At 37.7% G+C, this 16,954-nt stretch carries 23 protein-coding genes; 1 reads left to right on the top strand and 22 read right to left on the bottom strand.

The features are described 5' to 3' along the window. Window positions 1-58: 58 nt before the first annotated feature. From rplI to ACZ5NG_RS11320, 10 genes are all read right to left on the bottom strand, one after another. On the bottom strand, window positions 59-505 hold the full coding sequence (rplI, locus tag ACZ5NG_RS11365) for a 50S ribosomal protein L9 (RefSeq protein ID WP_464251894.1): 447 nt from the start codon (window positions 503-505) through the stop codon (window positions 59-61). Window positions 506-550: 45 nt separating this feature from the next. Then, entirely contained in the window at window positions 551-1,516 is a 966-nt protein-coding gene (locus ACZ5NG_RS11360; protein ID WP_464251893.1) for a YybS family protein, read from the bottom strand. Window positions 1,517-1,521: 5 nt separating this feature from the next. Further along, entirely contained in the window at window positions 1,522-1,842 is a 321-nt protein-coding gene (locus ACZ5NG_RS11355) for a MazG-like family protein (protein ID WP_464251892.1), read from the bottom strand. 205 nt (window positions 1,843-2,047) lie between these two features. Next, window positions 2,048-2,275 (bottom strand): 30S ribosomal protein S18, encoded by a 228-nt coding sequence (gene rpsR / locus ACZ5NG_RS11350; protein WP_464251891.1) that lies wholly within the window; start codon window positions 2,273-2,275, stop codon window positions 2,048-2,050. Window positions 2,276-2,289: 14 nt separating this feature from the next. Continuing rightward, window positions 2,290-2,709: a single-stranded DNA-binding protein gene (locus tag ACZ5NG_RS11345; protein WP_464251890.1), complete on the bottom strand. Its 420-nt coding sequence runs from the start codon at window positions 2,707-2,709 to the stop codon at window positions 2,290-2,292. Between the two features lie 14 nt (window positions 2,710-2,723). Continuing rightward, window positions 2,724-3,020, bottom strand: a complete 297-nt coding sequence (gene rpsF, locus ACZ5NG_RS11340; protein WP_464251889.1) for a 30S ribosomal protein S6 — start codon at window positions 3,018-3,020, stop codon at window positions 2,724-2,726. A gap of 135 nt (window positions 3,021-3,155) precedes the next feature. Beyond that, window positions 3,156-3,350 (bottom strand): DUF951 domain-containing protein, encoded by a 195-nt coding sequence (locus tag ACZ5NG_RS11335; protein ID WP_464251888.1) that lies wholly within the window; start codon window positions 3,348-3,350, stop codon window positions 3,156-3,158. A 30-nt stretch (window positions 3,351-3,380) separates the two neighbouring features. Continuing rightward, window positions 3,381-4,784, bottom strand: a complete 1,404-nt coding sequence (locus ACZ5NG_RS11330; protein WP_464251887.1) for an aminopeptidase — start codon at window positions 4,782-4,784, stop codon at window positions 3,381-3,383. A gap of 68 nt (window positions 4,785-4,852) precedes the next feature. Next, window positions 4,853-5,428 carry a CvpA family protein gene (locus ACZ5NG_RS11325; protein WP_464253166.1) on the bottom strand — a complete coding sequence of 192 codons (576 nt, stop codon included), beginning with the start codon at window positions 5,426-5,428 and terminating at the stop codon, window positions 4,853-4,855. 111 nt (window positions 5,429-5,539) lie between these two features. Then, window positions 5,540-6,598, bottom strand: a complete 1,059-nt coding sequence (locus ACZ5NG_RS11320; RefSeq protein ID WP_464251886.1) for a YkvI family membrane protein — start codon at window positions 6,596-6,598, stop codon at window positions 5,540-5,542. Between the two features lie 97 nt (window positions 6,599-6,695). On the opposite strand from ACZ5NG_RS11320, the gene yyaC reads away from it, so the two are divergent. Beyond that, window positions 6,696-7,310 carry a spore protease YyaC gene (gene yyaC / locus ACZ5NG_RS11315; RefSeq protein ID WP_464251885.1) on the top strand — a complete coding sequence of 205 codons (615 nt, stop codon included), beginning with the start codon at window positions 6,696-6,698 and terminating at the stop codon, window positions 7,308-7,310. 78 nt (window positions 7,311-7,388) lie between these two features. Here the strand turns inward: yyaC and ACZ5NG_RS11310 are convergent, their stop codons facing one another. The 12 genes from ACZ5NG_RS11310 to rpmH form a co-directional block, all read right to left on the bottom strand. Then, on the bottom strand, window positions 7,389-7,892 hold the full coding sequence (locus ACZ5NG_RS11310) for a DUF4446 family protein (RefSeq protein ID WP_464251884.1): 504 nt from the start codon (window positions 7,890-7,892) through the stop codon (window positions 7,389-7,391). A gap of 34 nt (window positions 7,893-7,926) precedes the next feature. Then, window positions 7,927-8,559, bottom strand: a complete 633-nt coding sequence (locus ACZ5NG_RS11305; protein ID WP_464251883.1) for a DUF554 domain-containing protein — start codon at window positions 8,557-8,559, stop codon at window positions 7,927-7,929. A gap of 139 nt (window positions 8,560-8,698) precedes the next feature. Continuing rightward, window positions 8,699-9,565, bottom strand: a complete 867-nt coding sequence (locus ACZ5NG_RS11300; RefSeq protein ID WP_464251882.1) for a ParB/RepB/Spo0J family partition protein — start codon at window positions 9,563-9,565, stop codon at window positions 8,699-8,701. Further along, window positions 9,558-10,319, bottom strand: coding sequence for a ParA family protein (locus ACZ5NG_RS11295; RefSeq protein ID WP_464251881.1), 762 nt, complete (start codon window positions 10,317-10,319; stop codon window positions 9,558-9,560). Before ACZ5NG_RS11295 ends, ACZ5NG_RS11300 begins: the two co-directional genes overlap by 8 nt. 161 nt (window positions 10,320-10,480) lie before the next feature. Next, window positions 10,481-11,212: a 16S rRNA (guanine(527)-N(7))-methyltransferase RsmG gene (rsmG, locus tag ACZ5NG_RS11290; RefSeq protein ID WP_464251880.1), complete on the bottom strand. Its 732-nt coding sequence runs from the start codon at window positions 11,210-11,212 to the stop codon at window positions 10,481-10,483. Then, the gene (gene mnmG, locus ACZ5NG_RS11285) at window positions 11,202-13,106 is read right to left on the bottom strand and encodes a tRNA uridine-5-carboxymethylaminomethyl(34) synthesis enzyme MnmG (RefSeq protein ID WP_464251879.1); all 1,905 of its coding nucleotides are present in this window, start codon (window positions 13,104-13,106) and stop codon (window positions 11,202-11,204) included. Before mnmG ends, rsmG begins: the two co-directional genes overlap by 11 nt. A gap of 11 nt (window positions 13,107-13,117) precedes the next feature. Further along, window positions 13,118-14,503, bottom strand: a complete 1,386-nt coding sequence (mnmE, locus tag ACZ5NG_RS11280) for a tRNA uridine-5-carboxymethylaminomethyl(34) synthesis GTPase MnmE (RefSeq protein ID WP_464251878.1) — start codon at window positions 14,501-14,503, stop codon at window positions 13,118-13,120. A gap of 81 nt (window positions 14,504-14,584) precedes the next feature. Continuing rightward, window positions 14,585-15,205 (bottom strand): RNA-binding cell elongation regulator Jag/EloR, encoded by a 621-nt coding sequence (gene jag, locus ACZ5NG_RS11275; protein ID WP_464251877.1) that lies wholly within the window; start codon window positions 15,203-15,205, stop codon window positions 14,585-14,587. Beyond that, window positions 15,202-15,885, bottom strand: coding sequence for a YidC/Oxa1 family membrane protein insertase (locus tag ACZ5NG_RS11270; RefSeq protein WP_464251876.1), 684 nt, complete (start codon window positions 15,883-15,885; stop codon window positions 15,202-15,204). Before ACZ5NG_RS11270 ends, jag begins: the two co-directional genes overlap by 4 nt. 42 nt (window positions 15,886-15,927) lie before the next feature. Further along, the gene (gene yidD, locus ACZ5NG_RS11265; protein ID WP_464251875.1) at window positions 15,928-16,137 is read right to left on the bottom strand and encodes a membrane protein insertion efficiency factor YidD; all 210 of its coding nucleotides are present in this window, start codon (window positions 16,135-16,137) and stop codon (window positions 15,928-15,930) included. After that, entirely contained in the window at window positions 16,130-16,495 is a 366-nt protein-coding gene (rnpA, locus tag ACZ5NG_RS11260; protein WP_464253165.1) for a ribonuclease P protein component, read from the bottom strand. The genes yidD and rnpA overlap by 8 nt, the downstream gene beginning before the upstream one ends. Window positions 16,496-16,572: 77 nt before the next feature. Continuing rightward, entirely contained in the window at window positions 16,573-16,710 is a 138-nt protein-coding gene (gene rpmH, locus ACZ5NG_RS11255; protein ID WP_464251874.1) for a 50S ribosomal protein L34, read from the bottom strand. Window positions 16,711-16,954: the final 244 nt, after the last annotated feature.

Genomic DNA, 16,954 nt, shown 5'->3' with positions numbered 1-16,954 from the left:
GCCGGAGGATGTCAATTAACGTGTTGTCATTTTGCCGGTTAATTATTAAAAACCGGGCTTATATTGGTGTAACTATCACTTTTAATTCCGTTTGTACTTTCGGATGAAGTTTGACAGCTATTTGGTATTCACCTAAATTTTTTATTGGGGATTTCAGCACTATTTTTTTCTTATCGATTTTAATTCCGTGCTGCTTATTTAAGTGCTCTGCGATATCTTTATTGCTGATGGCCCCAAATAACTTTCCGCCTTCACCCGTTTTGACAGCAATGGTAATACTGATTTTATCTAATTTTTCAGCCAGTTCCCTGGCTTCTTGCTCAATTTGTTTCTTTTTGCGTTCATCAGCCTTCTTTATTTCAGCCAATTCTTTTAGCTTAGATTTAGATGCTTCCACCGCAAGACCACGAGGCAGCAAATAGTTTCTGCCGTATCCTTCGGCAACATCAATTACGTCTCCTTTTTTACCTAATTTGGCAACATCTTGTAACAAAATAACTTTCAATATGAAACCCTCCCTGAAAAGTCAATCAATTCAAAGGTTGTTTATCTATGAGGTCTTGCTGTTTAAACGTCGCAAATCAACAAGGGGATCCATTATACCGACAATCAATAATAATAACGGGGTAAAGGGCCAAAGTATTAATACCACTACCAGTATTATTTTGATAACATTGTGGATCGGCAATCGCTTGTAGTAATATGCCGCTACTGATATGCCCAACACCAAAAAACACATTCCAAAAACATAAAGTATGTTCTTTCCGATGGCGGCAATAACATCGTAAGCAAAGCGATCTCCAAACAGCATTAATGCCAAGCCAATGACAATACCCCAAAGAGTATACCAAGGAAACATCCATTCACTGAAAGCAGGTACGGCTGTCACCGAATATTTCAAGCGAATTAAAACCGCCCGCGCCAAAAAGTAAGTTATTAGTGTAGAAAACATTGCACTAAGCACCAAAGTACCGGGTAACAACAGAGCAACGGTACGCGATGTTGTTTCCATATTCTGTTTCATCTCGTTTAAAGTTGCTTCATCTTTAATTAAACCGGCATCTTGATAAAGCTTAATGCTTTCTTCAAAAGCATCATTTAACTGATTTTCAATACTCAATAAATTTATGCCGGTAATTGTTGAAGTAAGCAGCAATACTACAACGGTTATTAAGGCTGCGGTTATTGTACCGGCAATTACGGTTTTGCCGGCACTGACTTGGTTTTTAAAAAGCAAACCAAGAAGTAATCCGATTGGGCCAAATTGAATAAACAGCATGGAAATAATAATGGGATCTGCGTAAAGCATAAAAAGAAGAGTGAAGGCCACTATTAATGACATCAGTGCCTTTTTAAATCCATGCCGGCATACCATTACAATCGTTGGAACAGGAATTAACATACTGGTAATAAAAAACAGCATCGGTATGTATAGACCAATAGCTATAATCAGCAGTGTAAGAACTGCAAATAATGCACCTTCTATCAGCGAACGAGTTTCATTGGAATCCGCCAACAAAGTCACCTCTTCTTATCTACCATATAGCGCAGTAACTCGGAGAGATCGCCATACCATTTTTCCACTTCATGACCGTCATCAATTTCTTCTCTTAATTTAGATTCAATTCTTATATCTATGCGAGAAAAGTTAATTCCCAGCCGCCTGCCTAAAACATAAGAGGTAATAATTAAGCTGGAAAGTGCATCTAATATTCTTTCTTCGCTTCCCCTAACCATAGATTTAAATAATGCGGCCAGGGAAGCTAACATATCGGCTTTCAACCACTCAATAATCTTAATGCCTTTAGCAATACTACTGTCATGATTGGGTGACGGAAACATTTTTTACACCCCCTGACAAAAGAGACAGAACCTTATAATAATTGTTTCCCTAAAAGAGTCTTTATTCTAGCCGGCTGTTAGTTTTTCCTGCCCGGCATTTTTGTTATTTGTTACCCCGAATGTAAGGTTTATTATTTATATGTAAAATCAAACATGAGTGGTGTAAGTCTTAGGGTATCAAAAAAGGGAGCGGCATGCTCCCTTTTTATTCTACGGTATATGGTAATAGTGCAACGTTGCGGGCTCTTTTAATAGCCAGTGTCAGCATACGTTGGTGCTTGGCACAGTTCCCTGAAATGCGCCGAGGTAAAATCTTACCCCGTTCAGTGATGTATTTTTTAAGCCGCGGCACATCTTTAAAATCAATTACTTCAATTTTATCTTCGCAAAAGCTGCAGACGCGCTTTTTGCCTCTGCGGCGATCCTTGGCCATGTTATCCCTCCTTTTTAAAACGGAAGATCATCGTCGTCGTCAGAAAAACTTATTTCACTGGCGTATCCACCAGCAGTGTCTTCGTTAAATTGATTTTGTTGAACATCCCGATCTTTAGGACTGTCTAAAAACCGAACGTTATCCGCTATTACCTCAGCTGCTTTTCTCCTAATCCCTTGGCTGTCATCATATGATCTGATCTGCAAAGACCCTTCTACCGCTACCAAGCGACCTTTACTGAGGTTATTTGCTACAATTTCTGCCAGTTTACGCCAAGTAACTATATCAATAAAATCAGTTTCTCTTTCTCCTTGACGGTTAGTATAAGGGCGGTCTACTGCAAGAGTAAACCTGGTAACCGCCACTCCGCTGGTAGTGTAACGAGGTTCGGGGTCACGTGTTAATCTACCGATTAAAATTATTTTATTTAACATTTTCTCACCCCGATTTACTTATCTTTGCGCACTACTATGTGGCGAATAATATCGTCAGTAATCTTTAAAACACGGTCCAGCTCACGGGCTACTTCAGATTGAGCATTGAACTCAACAACTACGTAATAGCCTTCTTTAAACTTTTTAATATCGTAAGCTAAACGTCTTTTGCCCCATTTATCTACCTTTACCAATTCTCCACCGTTGTTTTGGATGAGGTCGGTAAATTTAGCGGTAATTGCTTCATAAGCTTCTTCTTCCAGGTTGGGACGGATAACCATAACCAATTCGTAACTACGCAAACCTCTCACCTCCTCCCTTGGACTATGGCCCCATCTCTGGTGATGGAGCGGGGGATAAATCATTTAACTTTTAGAGTATATCATAGAGCAAATGCAAAGGCAAGAAGAGATCCTGCCTAATTGGCAAGATCTCTTAAAATTCGATTATTCTTCTTCTTTTTTGACAACAATGCTTTTTACACTTTTTTCAAATTTACTGCGCGGAATCATAATCACCCTGCCGCAGGTTGTGCATTTAAGGCGAAAATCTATGCCAACGCGCATCACTTCCCACTGATCTCCGCCGCAGGGGTGTGTTTTGCGCATTTTCACAATATCTCCGACTTGGTAACGAATCATCTATCTCCCTCTCCCCACATCTTCCTTAAATTAATTATTTAAGAAAGCATGGTATGCTTGGTAGGCAGCATAAACATCTATTTTGCTGGCTACTTCAAAGGGGGAATGCATTCCCAGCAGTGCCACACCGCAATCCAACACGTCCATTCCGTATGCCGCCATTAAATAAGCAATAGTTCCGCCGCCGCCCTGATCAACTTTACCTAATTCACCGGTCTGCCAAGGTATATTGTTGGCATTTAAAAGATTTCTGACGTATCCCATAAATTCAGCGTGGGCATCGTTGGCTTGGGATTTTCCTCTTGAACCGGTATACTTGGTTAATACTACACCATGACTTAATACTGCCGCGTTATTTTTCTCCATTACTTCCTCATAATTCGGGTCAAGAGCGGCATTTACATCAGCGGATAATGCTTTGGAATTAGCCAGACACCTGCGCAGCGCCAGTTCACTGTACTGGGGCAACAGCCTGGCTGTTAATTCAGCCATAAAGTTTTCAAAAGTTCGCGACGCCATACCGGTGTTTCCGCTGGAGCCGATTTCTTCTTTATCCATAAATATGGTTACCGCAGTTGTCTTTGGCATATTGGTGTTCATAATAGCCTGCAAAGATGTGTAAACACAAACTCTGTCATCCTGGCCGTAAGCTCCCACCATGCTGCGATCAATACCGACATCTCTTGCCTTCCAGGCCGGCACAACTTCAAATTCGGCGCTTACAAAATCTTCTTCGTTCATACCGAATTTTTTATATAATGTGTCCAATACCGCTAACTTGATGGGATTATTAACATCCTCATTTGCTAACGGAATGCCGCCGATAATAACATTTAGACCTTCACCGGTAATAGCCTCTGTAATTTTTTTACTCATTTGATCTTTGGCTAAATGGGGTAACAGGTCTGTAATGGTAAATACCGGATCTTCGCTACTCTCACCAATGACTACCGATACTGTTATACCGTCTTTCCGCACTACTACTCCGTGTAATGCCAGCGGTATCCCCAACCATTGATATTTTTTAATTCCTCCGTAGTAATGGGTTTTAAGCAGTGCTAAACCGCTTTTTTCATACAGAGGGTGTGGTTTTAAATCTAATCGGGGGGCATCAGTATGTGAACCGATGATATTTGCTCCTAAATCGATTGGATCTGTCCCTACCACTGCCAACATGACAGCTTTATCGCGATAATTTAACATTACTTTGCTGCCGGGCTGCAGTCTGCCGGTTTCATTTAGCGGTATAAAGCCCCTGCTTTGCGCCTCGGCAGTTATTTGTAAGGCTGTCTCTCTTTCAGTTTTTGAAAAATCAAGAAACTTTTTGTAGCCTTCATTAAAAGTTAAAATTTCATCTTTTAAGTTACCGTTAATTTTCTGCCAGGCATTTTGCCGGCGATATGTCAATTGTTCTGCCGGGTGTTTTATCTGCATTTTTTACCTCCATATATCTAAATTTGTAATTATTATTACCTATTGTATAGAAAAGTTAATGTATTAAGTTAATTTAATTTCAGTTCTGCTGAAGAAATGATTTGCCACAAAAACTTACCCAGTGACGATTGATTAACAGCCTGCATTAGTGCCGTTTCACCGCCCACTAAACCAATTGGTGCCTGTAGCGGTATCAGTATGATCATAAGCAGTAAAACCAGCAGCAAGCCACGGACAGCACCTATTATAAACCCGCCCAGGCGATTGGCGGGAGCAAGAATTCCCCCGTTAAAAATTCCGTTTAACAGCCTGCCGCATAATTTAATAAAAAAATAGGTTGCCAAAAATAACAGTATAAAGGAAATGATACCAATTAAGTGATGGGATATATAAATATTGATATTGTCACTGTTTAACATTATTGTATTACTTTCCCTTGCGGGATGCAAAAAAGACAGTGCCGGTTTTACCAACGGCTGCATCATACCGTCTAAATTCCAAACAACAATTAAGTAGTCGGCAAATACTTTATAGAATTTAAAAGCGACATACAAACCAATAATAAAAGCTATTAATTTAGTCAATGAAAGAATAAAGCCCGTAAAAAAACCGCGCAGAGCGGAAAAAGCAATAATTAATATAATAACTGTATCCAGCCAGCTTATGAATTTTCACTCCTTTTAAACTTTGTAATTGGTATATTATAACAATTATACATTATCCCTAACCGCAGTAAAGTCCTGCCTAGATTTATCTTATGGTATTAATTTTTTTGCCTTGATAAAAGGTGTAATCAACAAGGTAACCGTTAAAATCAATCCTAAGTATCCAAAAAGAGGATAAAGTTTTTGCACTAAAGGAGCAAATCCAAATTGAGTTAAGGGTAAAACGGCAAAGCAAATTCCAATCCCACAAATTTTGTAATATTTACCTCCTTGGGGTGCTACACGACTGGCAAAACCATGAGCATCGGCAATGGCCGTTGTCAACATGGCCAGCCAAATCAGCAAGGCAAAGAAAGTTTCAAAATAAGGAGCTACACAGCTAACAAGATACAGCATGGGAACTGAATAATGAAAAATTTCCGGATAAAATGATAAACCGGCAGTAGTAACCAAACCAATGGCTAAACCTAAAACCAAGCCGCCCCATAAGCCGGCCAAAACGCCGACTTTTACAGATACAATTCTTCCGGTGGTAGATAAAACCGCCAGCGGCACTACCATATTGTAAGAAACATATAGTATACTGGCCCATAACCAATTTGCCGCTACCGCGGAATGATTAAAATTAATTACTGCCGGATCCGGCTTTACGCCGCTTTTAATTAACGCTAAAGCAGATATAAATATTACCACCGATAATTTAATAGGCACTAACAGCAAGTTTGCCGAGAGCACTCTGTTTACACCGCCGTAAATTACCACACAGGTTATGATCAGTGCGGCAGTCACGCCAATATAGTTGGGCACGCCGATAAATTGATTCAGAACGGCACCGCTGCCGGCAAACATTACTCCCAGCCCGCCAATCAGCATCAATAAACTTAAAACATCAAATATTACCGCACCCTTTCCCATTAATAAGGGAAGTACATGCTGATAGTTTGTTGCTTGCAATTTTGTAGCCAGATACATAATTACCATTCCTAGATAGCCAAACAGTAAACCAGCCACCACTACCCCACCGATACCTTTAATTCCATAGCCGATAAAGAACTGCATAATTTCTTGGCCGGACGCAAACCCGGCACCGATGACTGCACCGATATATAGTGCAAATATTTTTAAAAACATCACGAGGTTATTTGTCATTTTACACCTCCCACTGACCAAAAAAAGTTAGAGGAATATTTCACCGCTGTTTCGGGCATAAATATAGTAGTTGATTTATTTGAGGGGGAAACTAATTATGTCCGTTGTTAATCAGTTAGAGAAGTATACCGCTACACCAAAGACAAAAATTTACTACCAAGATCCTCAAATTATAAATAAGTTTAGTTGGGATTTAACATATAGATTATTAAAATTGGGGTTTAATTATGAACGTCCTTTGGTTGTGATCTGTATTGGTACTGACAGATCAACCGGAGACTGCTTGGGGCCGCTAGTCGGAAGTAAATTAAATGAGGTGGAGCAAGATTTTTACCATGTATATGGCACTTTAGAAGACCCGGTGCACGCCAGAAATTTAGAAGAAAAGTTAGAACTAATTATGAAAACTCATAAAGACGCGATAATTATCGCTATTGACGCCTGTCTTGGTCAGTTGGAAAGTGTAGGTTACATAAATATTGCCACCGGGGCACTTAAACCAGGGGCAGGTGTACAAAAAAGTTTGCCCAGTTTCGGAGACATACACATCACCGGCATTGTTAACGTAGGCGGTTTTATGGAATATTTAGTTTTACAAAATACTCGGTTGAGCTTGGTAATGAAGCTGGCGGATTTAATTAAAGACGGTTTGTTAGCCACTATATCGGAATTTAAACAAACTAAGGAGGCTATTTCGCAGCAAGCAAAATAATGTAAAAGTTCTCCTCACTGTTACATGTTGCGATTTCGGTTAAAAAAAGGGGCGTGCCGCACTAGACACGCCCCTTTTTTAGTTTTGTAGATTTTTTTTTTGCATAAAACCATCTATAACCGCCTGTTCCTCCGGTGTAAGAAGATATTCCGATTTTCCTTTATTAATTGGCTTGGCATAAATTCTTGACTCATTCCGCCCATAAATACTGGTTAATATCAAGCCGTTAAGTTCGTTATCTAAAAAAGCTGCTGTAAAACTTAAGTCACTGCCCATTTGCTCAAAGGCATTATAGCGGGTTATTTCCGGTGTTTTTAAACATTTATTTAATTGAGCCAAGATTTCTTTTTGTTTGTTATTAATTATTTCCAGATTATCATTATTTTCTGCTACTTTATCTATTAATTGTAAAACAACTTCTTCTAGATTTTTTTTAGTAACACCGCGGGTAAGTCTTTTATAATTGCGGTTTATTTGGTTAAATTTAAAAAACAGTATTATTTGACTAGTTATAGATAATAGCAGCAACCCGCCGGCAGCCAACAATAAAATATCGGCATATTGATCTATTTGCTGAAACATATCGGTTAATGCCTCCCACAATAATATATATATTTTACATATAATTTGCTTTAATCCAAACAAACAAAACTGCAAATACAATAGCCGGCAACATATTACCAACCTTTATTTTTTTTAAACCTAAAATATTTATCCCTATTGCCAGTATCAACAAACCGCCAACGGCATTCATTTCAGCAATCATTGCTTCAGATAGAATTGTTTTTAAATACCCGGCAAAAAGGGTAATTAAACCTTGATAGATAAACACCGGAATTGTTGAAAACAATACTCCTATTCCCAAGGTAGAGGCAAATACTATGGCCATTATGCCGTCTATTGCAGATTTAGCAAACAGTATCTGGGGATTGCCGGTCAATCCGTCTTCAATAGCTCCCATGATGGCCATTGCGCCAACGCAGTAAATTAAACTGGTGGATACAAATGCTTTGGCTACACTGCCCTCATGTCCACCTACCTTAGATTCTAACCACAAACCGACTTTTGCTAATCCTTCTTCTATTTTTAGTAACTCGCCCACTAGCGTTCCTACCGCAATACTTATAATTAAAATTACCTCGTTTTGCGTTTGCCATGCAGTTTTCAACCCAATGAGTACAACAACTAAGCCCATACCCATTGTGATGGTATCCTGCATTTTTTCAGAAATACCTTTTTTAAAAAACATCCCTAGTGTTGCCCCTGCTGTAATTGCCCCTACGTTTACTATTGTCCCCAGCATATTGTTCACTCCAAATTATGTAATTAATTAAGATAATAAAAATGTTTCACGTGAAACAAACTTACATTGTTTCACGTGAAACATTTTAACCTGATTGCATCTTAAGTACAATATCGATTATTCTATTTAAATCATCTTGATTATAAAATTCAATTTCCAATTTACCTTTGCCTTTTTTATTAGTTTTAATTTGTACCTTAGTACTGAAAATATTTTGTAATTTATCCTGTAAGTATAATAATTCCGGGTTAGCTTGCGGCTGATTTTTTTCATTGCCTGTTTGTTTTTGTTCAGTTAGTTTTTTAACCAGTCGCTCTGTTTGCCGTACCGAAAGCTGCTTATTTACAACTTCTTTGGCCACCGCTATTTGTTTTCTTGCCTCGTCTAATGCTAATAATGCCCGAGCATGTCCGCTCGTTAAATCACCGTTTTTCAGCATTTGTAAAATGTCATCGGGCAAAGATAATAACCTTAAGGTATTTGCTACTGCTGATCTGCTTTTACCTACCCGTTTTGCTAACTTTTCTTGAGTAATGCCAAATTCGTTTATTAAGCTTTGGTAAGCTAAAGCTTCCTCCAATGGGTTTAAATCTACTCTTTGTAAATTTTCAATTAAAGCAACTTCGGTAGACTTAAGATCACTGTATTCTGTAATGATAGCCGGTATGGTTTTTAAATCCAACATTTTACAGGCGCGCCAACGCCTCTCACCGGCAATAATTTGATAACTGCCTTTCTTTATTCTTCTGACTATAATTGGCTGGATAACACCATGTTCTTTTATTGAATCAGCCAGTTCATTTAATTTTTCTTGATCCATGTCTATTCGGGGCTGGTTTGGGTTGGGAGTAATTTCATCAATATTAATTTCTTTTAATAAATTCTTATTCTCTTCACTATAGTCAGGTATTAACGCAGCCAGGCCTTTTCCTAAACCCATTTTTTTAGGCAATTCCGATCACTTCCTTTGCCAAGTCACGATAAAGCTCGGCTCCCTTGGATCTAGAAGCATATATCACTGCCGGTTTACCATGACTGGGCGCTTCACTTAAGCGGACATTTCTTGGAATAATTGACTTATAAACTTTATTTTTAAAATATTTTTTTACTTCATCAACCACTTGAATAGATAAGTTTGTGCGGGCATCAAACATTGTTAACAGCACACCCTCAATTTCTAAGTGAGGGTTTAAATTTTCTTTAACTAATTGAAATGTATTTAATAATTGTCCCAATCCCTCTAAAGCATAATATTCGCACTGAATAGGGATCAATAAACTATTTGCTGCCGTTAAAGCATTAATGGTTAATAGGCCCAATGAAGGCGGACAATCAATGATAATATAGTCATAAATTTCATTTACCGGTACCAGCGATTTTCGCAAAATGTACTCCCGACTGAGTCTTCCCACCATTTCAATCTCTGCCCCGGCCAATTGAATAGTGGCCGGAATAATATCCAATCCTTTTATTTCTGTATTTTTTCTGACTTCTAAAATGGTTATCCCGTCAATTAACACGTTATAAATGCACTTCTCTAATTTCTCTTTTTCAATCCCCAATCCACTGGTACTGTTACCTTGAGGGTCGATATCTACCAACAGTGTTTTTTTACCTTCCATAGCCAGGCAGGCAGACAAATTTACCGACGTGGTAGTTTTTCCGACGCCACCTTTTTGGTTGGCAACAGCAATTATTTTAGCCAATCAATCACCACCTAAAGGGCAAACCTGAATTTAAAAATAATATGATTTAATTTTCTTCTATTCCACATTATTTATATTAGTTCCTGCTTTAAAATTACTGCAAGAATGTGAACCTATATAAAAAAATAGATGCTGAGCATCTATTTTTTTATATTTATTTATTATAAGGGTTTTTTAGCCGGCATTCCCGCTCTCCTTGGGTATTTATTCGGAGTAGGGGTGACCTTATTTATAATTAAGATAGTTCTTTGATCATTTATAATGGGTAAGGAAAACTCCTTAATTGCAGTTACTTCTCCTCCCAGCAAAGTTATTGCTTTATGTGCCGCTTTTATTTCATCTTCCACATTTGGGCCTTTCATGGCAATAAAACTGCCGCTTATTCCGGCGAGCGGTAAGCAGTATTCTGCCAGTACAGAAAGATTAGCCACTGCTCTTGATATAACAATATCGTATTTTTCACGATGTTCATTGTTTTTTCCCACTTCTTCAGCCCGGCCATGGATGGCTTTTATATTGGGCAGTTTCAGCTTAGCGATAAGTTTGTTTAAAAAATCAACTCTTTTTTGTAACGAATCCAACAAAACTAAATCTAAATCGTTGTTAAATATTTTTAACACCATACCGGGAAACCCCGCACCGCTGCCTACGTCAATAACTTTTTTACTGCCTTTAAAATCAAAAGCCTTAAAACATATTAATGAGTCTAAAAAATGTTTCAGGGCAACTTCCTGGGGTTCGGTAATGTTCGTCAAATTAATGTGAGCATTAGTTTCTATTAAAAATTCATAGTACTGTTTAAACTGTTGCAGCTGTAAATCAGAAAAAACAAATCCTAATTCTTTACCGCCTTCAATTAAGGTTTTAATTAAAATATCGCAGTTATTTTTCATCGGCAAAACCCTCTGTTTTTTTCCGACGCTGCTGTTCGAGCCAAACCAATAATACCGAAATATCAGCCGGACTGACACCGGAAATACGTGCAGCCTGTCCAACTGATCGCGGCTTGATAGCATTTAATTTTTGTTTGGCCTCATTGCGCAATCCGGTAATTAAATTATAATCTATATCTTCATCTAAGTACTTATTTTCCATTTTTTTAAATCTCTCTACCTGAGCAATCTGTTTTTTAATATAACCTTCATACTTAACTAATATTTCTACTTCTTTTTTTACATCCTGAGGTATGTCCTTTTCTCGGTTTATCGGCATCTTAGAAATTAAATCATATGTAACTTCCGGTCTTTTCAGTAATGTGTAAATAGGTGTTTTTTGTTCGATTGGTGTTGTTCCGGCGGAAGATAAAATGTTATTAACTTCCTCACTGCAGGGCAGTGACGTTGTTTTTAACCACTGTATCTCTTCTTCAATCAATTGTTTTTTATTATTAAAAGCAGCCCATCTTCTGTCATCTACCAGGCCGATTTTTCGTCCTATTTCAGTCAATCTCATATCTGCGTTATCTTGCCGCAGCAACAACCGATATTCCGCACGGGAAGTTAACAAGCGATAGGGTTCATTTGTCCCTTTGGTAACCAAATCATCGATTAACACTCCGATATAGGCATCTGAACGACTGATTATCAAAGGAGGTTTATCTTTAACGTACCGGACCGCGTTAATTCCGGCAATTAAACCCTGAGCGGCGGCTTCTTCATAACCGGAAGTGCCGTTTACTTGACCGGCAAAAAACAAACCGGGAATTGCTTTTAATTCTAAAGACGGTTTCAGCTGAGTGGGATCGATACAATCGTATTCAATAGCATAAGCAGGTCGCATTATTTCTACATGCTCTAAACCTTTTATGGTTCTCAGCATTTCATATTGTACATCTTCAGGTAAACTGGTAGACATACCTTGCACATACATTTCATATGTATTACGGCCTTCGGGCTCAATAAATATTTGGTGCTGAGGTTTATCAGCAAAGCGAATAACTTTTTCTTCTATTGAAGGGCAATAGCGCGGGCCAACACTCTCCATTTCCCCGGAATATAAAGGTGAACGGTGCAAATTAGCTCTTATTATTTCATGAGTTTTCTCATTTGTATAAGTCAACCAGCAAGAGATTTGCTCTCTTTCTTTGATTGGAGACATAAAGGAAAAATTATGAACGGTTTTGTCCCCCGGTTGTTCTATCATTTTGGAAAAATCTAAGCTTCTTTTATTTACCCGCGCCGGTGTGCCGGTTTTAAAACGCAAAAGTTTTAACCCTAATTCTTTTAGGCTATCTGACAGGGTAATTGAAGCAAATTGATTATTCGGTCCTCCGGTGTATTGCACTTCTCCAATAATGATGCGACCCCTAAGATATGTGCCGGTAGTAATTACTACCGCAGGGGCAGAGAATTTTGCGCCGGTATGAGTAACAACACCGGCTATTTTACCCCCTTCAAGAACTATACGTTCTGCCATAAGTTGCTTAATGTCTAAATTAGGCTGTTTTTCCAGCACCGCTTTCATATTTTTTTGATAGCTTAATTTATCACACTGGGCCCTTAAGGCATGGACTGCAGGTCCTTTGCCGGTATTCAACATTCTCATTTGGATAGCATTGCGATCGGTATTGAGGGCCATTTCGCCGCCAAGAGCATCTATTTCTTTAACCAGGTGTGATTTAGCCGGGCCGCCGACTGCCGGATTGCAGGGCATTAAGGCTATATTATCCATATTTAAAGTAAGGACTAAAGTACGACAACCCATTCTTGCCGAAGCTAATGCCGCTTCGCAACCTGAATGACCGGCACCGATAACTATAACATCATATGTCCCTGCGTTATAATACAACGTTCAACACCTCATTTACCTATGCAAAAATCATTAAATATCCGATCTATTAAATCTTCACTTACGGTTGTACCGGTAATTTCTCCGATGGCTTCCCATGCTGCCTTTAAGTCAATAGAAATTAGATCAAGGGGTATATTTGCTTCAATACCTAAAATTACATCTTCCAGATGTCTTAAAGCTTTTTGCAAGGCTTGCTTATGTCTTAATTTAGTTACCAATACCTGATCATCAACACTAACCTGTCCCTGCAGCACCATTTCAGAAATTTTTTGTTCCAATAGTTCTATTCCGGTTCCGTATAATGCAGATACTTCAATTTGGGGAATTTCCGGGAAGTTTTTAGCGATTTCATCCTGTATATCATGATCATAGTGGAGATCTATTTTATTTATAATTAATATTACTTTGTTCTGGCAAATCATTTTCAGTATTTCTTGATCTTCCGGCTTAAATCCGTCAGCTGCATCAATAATAAATAATATTAAATCCGCCTTTTTTATCAGTTCCTTAGATTTTTCTACACCTATCTTTTCTACAATATCGTCAGTTTCTCTTAACCCTGCGGTATCAATAATTTTTAGCGGAATCCCACCTATATTAATAATTTCTTCAATAATATCCCTTGTTGTGCCCGGAATATCAGTAACTATCGCCCGATTTTCTTTTAATAAGGCATTTAATAAAGATGACTTACCGACATTTGGCCGGCCGATAATTATAGTTTGTACACCGTCACGATAAATTCTTCCAGTATCTGCACTAGCAATTAATTTTTCTACTTGGTCCTTTATGTTCTTAGTTTGCTTTAAAATATTGTTGTAAGATACTTCATCTACTTCATCTTCCGGAAAATCTATATTTGCCTCTATTTGAGCCAATATACCCAATATATCATGTTGAATATTATTAACAATAGATGATAATTGCCCTTGTAAGTGATTTACAGATATTTTTAAACCGGTATCCGTTTTTGCTCTAATAATATCAATAATAGACTCTGCCTGGGCCAAATCTAATCTGCCGTTTAAAAAAGCCCTTTTACTGAATTCACCGGGCTCTGCTAATCTTGCCCCACAGTTTAAAACTACTTCCAGTATTTTTCTTAATGGTAGAATTCCACCATGACAATTAATTTCTACCACGTCTTCACCGGTAAAACTTTTCGGTTTGCGCATTAACGAAAGAATTACTTCATCTACTGTCTCGTTAGTTTTAGGGTTGATAATATGTCCGTATACCATCCTAAAGCCGGGACCGTCAAACCAATTATGATTATATTTGGCTTTAAAGACAGTTTTTCCAATATTTATAGCCTCAGGTCCACTAATCCGGACAATACCAATTCCACCTTCTCCTAATGGGGTAGCAATAGCTGCAATTGTGTCATCAACCACTAAAAAGCCTCCTAGAATTTTTTATTATTAATATCATTATTTTTTAAAAAACCCAGCAGCTAATGCTGCTGGGCAAATTATTTATTTCTTAGGGGCAATTACTATTTTACGATAAGGTTCTTCTCCTTCACTAAATGTATAAATATCATCGCGAACTTGTAGTGCGGTGTGTATTATACGTCTTTCGTGAGAGTTCATTGGTTCTAATATTATACTTTTACCACGTTTTTTTGCTTTATCAGCTAATTTAAAAGCTAGTTTCTGTAGGGTATCTTCTCTGCGCTTACGATATCCTTCAACATCTATAATAATTTTTCTTCTCTTCTCTGTGTTTTTATTAACAGCCAAGTTAACTAGGTACTGCAATGCATCCAGTGTGTCACCCCGACGGCCAATTAATACACCTAAATCTTCACCTTGAATGTTTACTTTAATCACTTGACCATCGTCTTCTACCTGGGTTTCAACTGGCAAATCCATAGCATTAACAATAGCATTAATCAAATTTACCGTCTTTTGAACATGATTCTCCTTAACGGTCACTGCGATCTTAGCCGGTTTACCGCCAAAAATTCCAAGGAAGCCTTTTGAAGGCTCTTCTAAAATCTCATACTCGAGTTCTTCCTTACTCACACCAAGCTCATTAACAGCGGCTTGAAGCGCTTCTTCAACGGTTTTTCCCGTAAATTCATATGATTTCAATTCTCAGCTACCCCCTTATCCGTAGCCAAGATTTGCCTGTTGATATAATATTGTTGTGCAGCACTAACAATATTATATACAACCCAGTATAAAGATAAACCAGCCGGCAGCGTTGTCGCAATCCATCCGATCATTAAGGGCATAAGGTACATCATTATTTTCTGGGTTTGGGCAGCAGAAGGATTTAATTGACTTGAAGTATTTGAAACTAACTTCGATTGCATGAATGTGGTCAATGCTGCTAATACCGGCAATATGTAGAACGGATCAGGATGCTTTAAGGTTTCAATCCATATAAAGTGCGCATGGGCAGGATTAATAAATTCATAATGTAATAGTGCCCGATATAAAGCGATTAAAATTGGCAATTGGATTAATATAGGTAGGCATCCGGACATTGGATTTACATCATGTTCTTTATAAAGCTCCATGATTTTTTGCTGCATTTTTTGAGGATCTTTATTTTTATACTTTTTCTGTATTTTTTCAATCTCAGGAGCTAATTTTTGCATCATAACCATTGATCTCATTTGTTTTTTGGTTAATGGATACAATACAACTTTAATTATAACAGTCAATAGAATAATTGCTAGAGCGTAACTCGGTAACCCAATTACTGTAGTTAAGTTATACAAAAGATCGATAACGGCAGTCATGCCGTCTCTAAGCGCTTCCCACAAACTAGACGCCTCCTTAAATTAAATGGCCGATAACTGCTTGGACTAAATAGGGTCGTACCCACCGGGATGAAACGGATGGCATTTCAGTAAACGTTTAAGAGTTAAAACTGTACCCTTGGCTGCTCCATATTTTTTAATTGCCAATAGCGCATACTCTGAACAAGTAGGATAAAATCTACAAGTAGGCGGCTTTAACGGCGAAATTATTTTTCTGTATATCCATAACAAAGCGAGCAGTAGGTTTTTAATCATTATTCTTTCCCCTAAAATTGTTTAGCTTTTTCAACACATTTAACACGCTGGATTTCAATTCATGATAACCCTGGTCTTTTGCAGCCATGCGAACTATTATGATATAATCATGGTAATCCTCAAAAACATCTAAATTTAGCCGGCATATTTCTCTCAATATTCTTTTCGCTCTGTTTCTTTTTACGGCATTTCCGAATTTCTTACTGACGGAAAATCCAATACGTGTTTCATTATTACTTGTTTTTAGCTTGTAGATGACCAGGTTACGATCTGCGGCAGAAAAACCATGTTGATAAACCCTTTGAAAATCTTTATTTTTTTTTAAAGAAATAAATTTTTTACTGTTTGTTTTTTCCATACCCAATATTATATACTTTTATAAGCTTTTTAAAATAGGTTACCAAAATAAATTGGAAAAGGCCACTTTATGCGGCCTTATGCTGACAATCTTTTTCTCCCCTTTGTTCTTCTCCGCTTTAATACGTTACGACCACTTCTTGTGGACATTCGTTTTAAAAAACCATGTAATTTTTTACGTTTAAGTTTCTTGGGCTGATAAGTACGCTTAGGCATTCTGACACCTCCTCAAGTAAGGTCTACCAAATACAATTCTCGAAATTTTCCAATTTCCAGACACACACACATAAATTATATATTAAGACCAATTAAAAGGTCAAGAATCACAGTAGTTCTGTGAATAACTTTATAGAGGATTAAAGATGTTGTTGATAACTATTGGCAATTTTGTTATTATTACTTTACGTATTATGAATAATTCACAAGTAATTTCTTAAAGTTATAAACAGCCTGTGTATAA

The organism is Desulfovectis peckii (assembly GCF_055391705.1).
Note: the sequence above shows the minus strand (reverse complement) of the source record. Positions and strands in the feature narration are given on the sequence as shown.

Coding starts and splice junctions, on each gene's coding strand:
- rsmG (WP_464251880.1), bottom strand. CDS start 11,212: ATGAAAAATAACTGCGATATTTTAATTAAAACCTTAATTGAAGGCGGT.
- ACZ5NG_RS11335 (WP_464251888.1), bottom strand. CDS start 3,350: ATGATTCGTTACCAAGTCGGAGATATTGTGAAAATGCGCAAAACACAC.
- rnpA (WP_464253165.1), bottom strand. CDS start 16,495: ATGGAAAAAACAAACAGTAAAAAATTTATTTCTTTAAAAAAAAATAAA.
- ACZ5NG_RS11305 (WP_464251883.1), bottom strand. CDS start 8,559: ATGTTTTTTAAAAAAGGTATTTCTGAAAAAATGCAGGATACCATCACA.
- yidD (WP_464251875.1), bottom strand. CDS start 16,137: ATGATTAAAAACCTACTGCTCGCTTTGTTATGGATATACAGAAAAATA.
- ACZ5NG_RS11355 (WP_464251892.1), bottom strand. CDS start 1,842: ATGTTTCCGTCACCCAATCATGACAGTAGTATTGCTAAAGGCATTAAG.
- rpsR (WP_464251891.1), bottom strand. CDS start 2,275: ATGGCCAAGGATCGCCGCAGAGGCAAAAAGCGCGTCTGCAGCTTTTGC.
- ACZ5NG_RS11320 (WP_464251886.1), bottom strand. CDS start 6,598: ATGACAAATAACCTCGTGATGTTTTTAAAAATATTTGCACTATATATC.
- ACZ5NG_RS11345 (WP_464251890.1), bottom strand. CDS start 2,709: ATGTTAAATAAAATAATTTTAATCGGTAGATTAACACGTGACCCCGAA.
- ACZ5NG_RS11310 (WP_464251884.1), bottom strand. CDS start 7,892: ATGTTTCAGCAAATAGATCAATATGCCGATATTTTATTGTTGGCTGCC.
- rpmH (WP_464251874.1), bottom strand. CDS start 16,710: ATGCCTAAGCGTACTTATCAGCCCAAGAAACTTAAACGTAAAAAATTA.
- ACZ5NG_RS11330 (WP_464251887.1), bottom strand. CDS start 4,784: ATGCAGATAAAACACCCGGCAGAACAATTGACATATCGCCGGCAAAAT.
- yyaC (WP_464251885.1), top strand. CDS start 6,696: ATGTCCGTTGTTAATCAGTTAGAGAAGTATACCGCTACACCAAAGACA.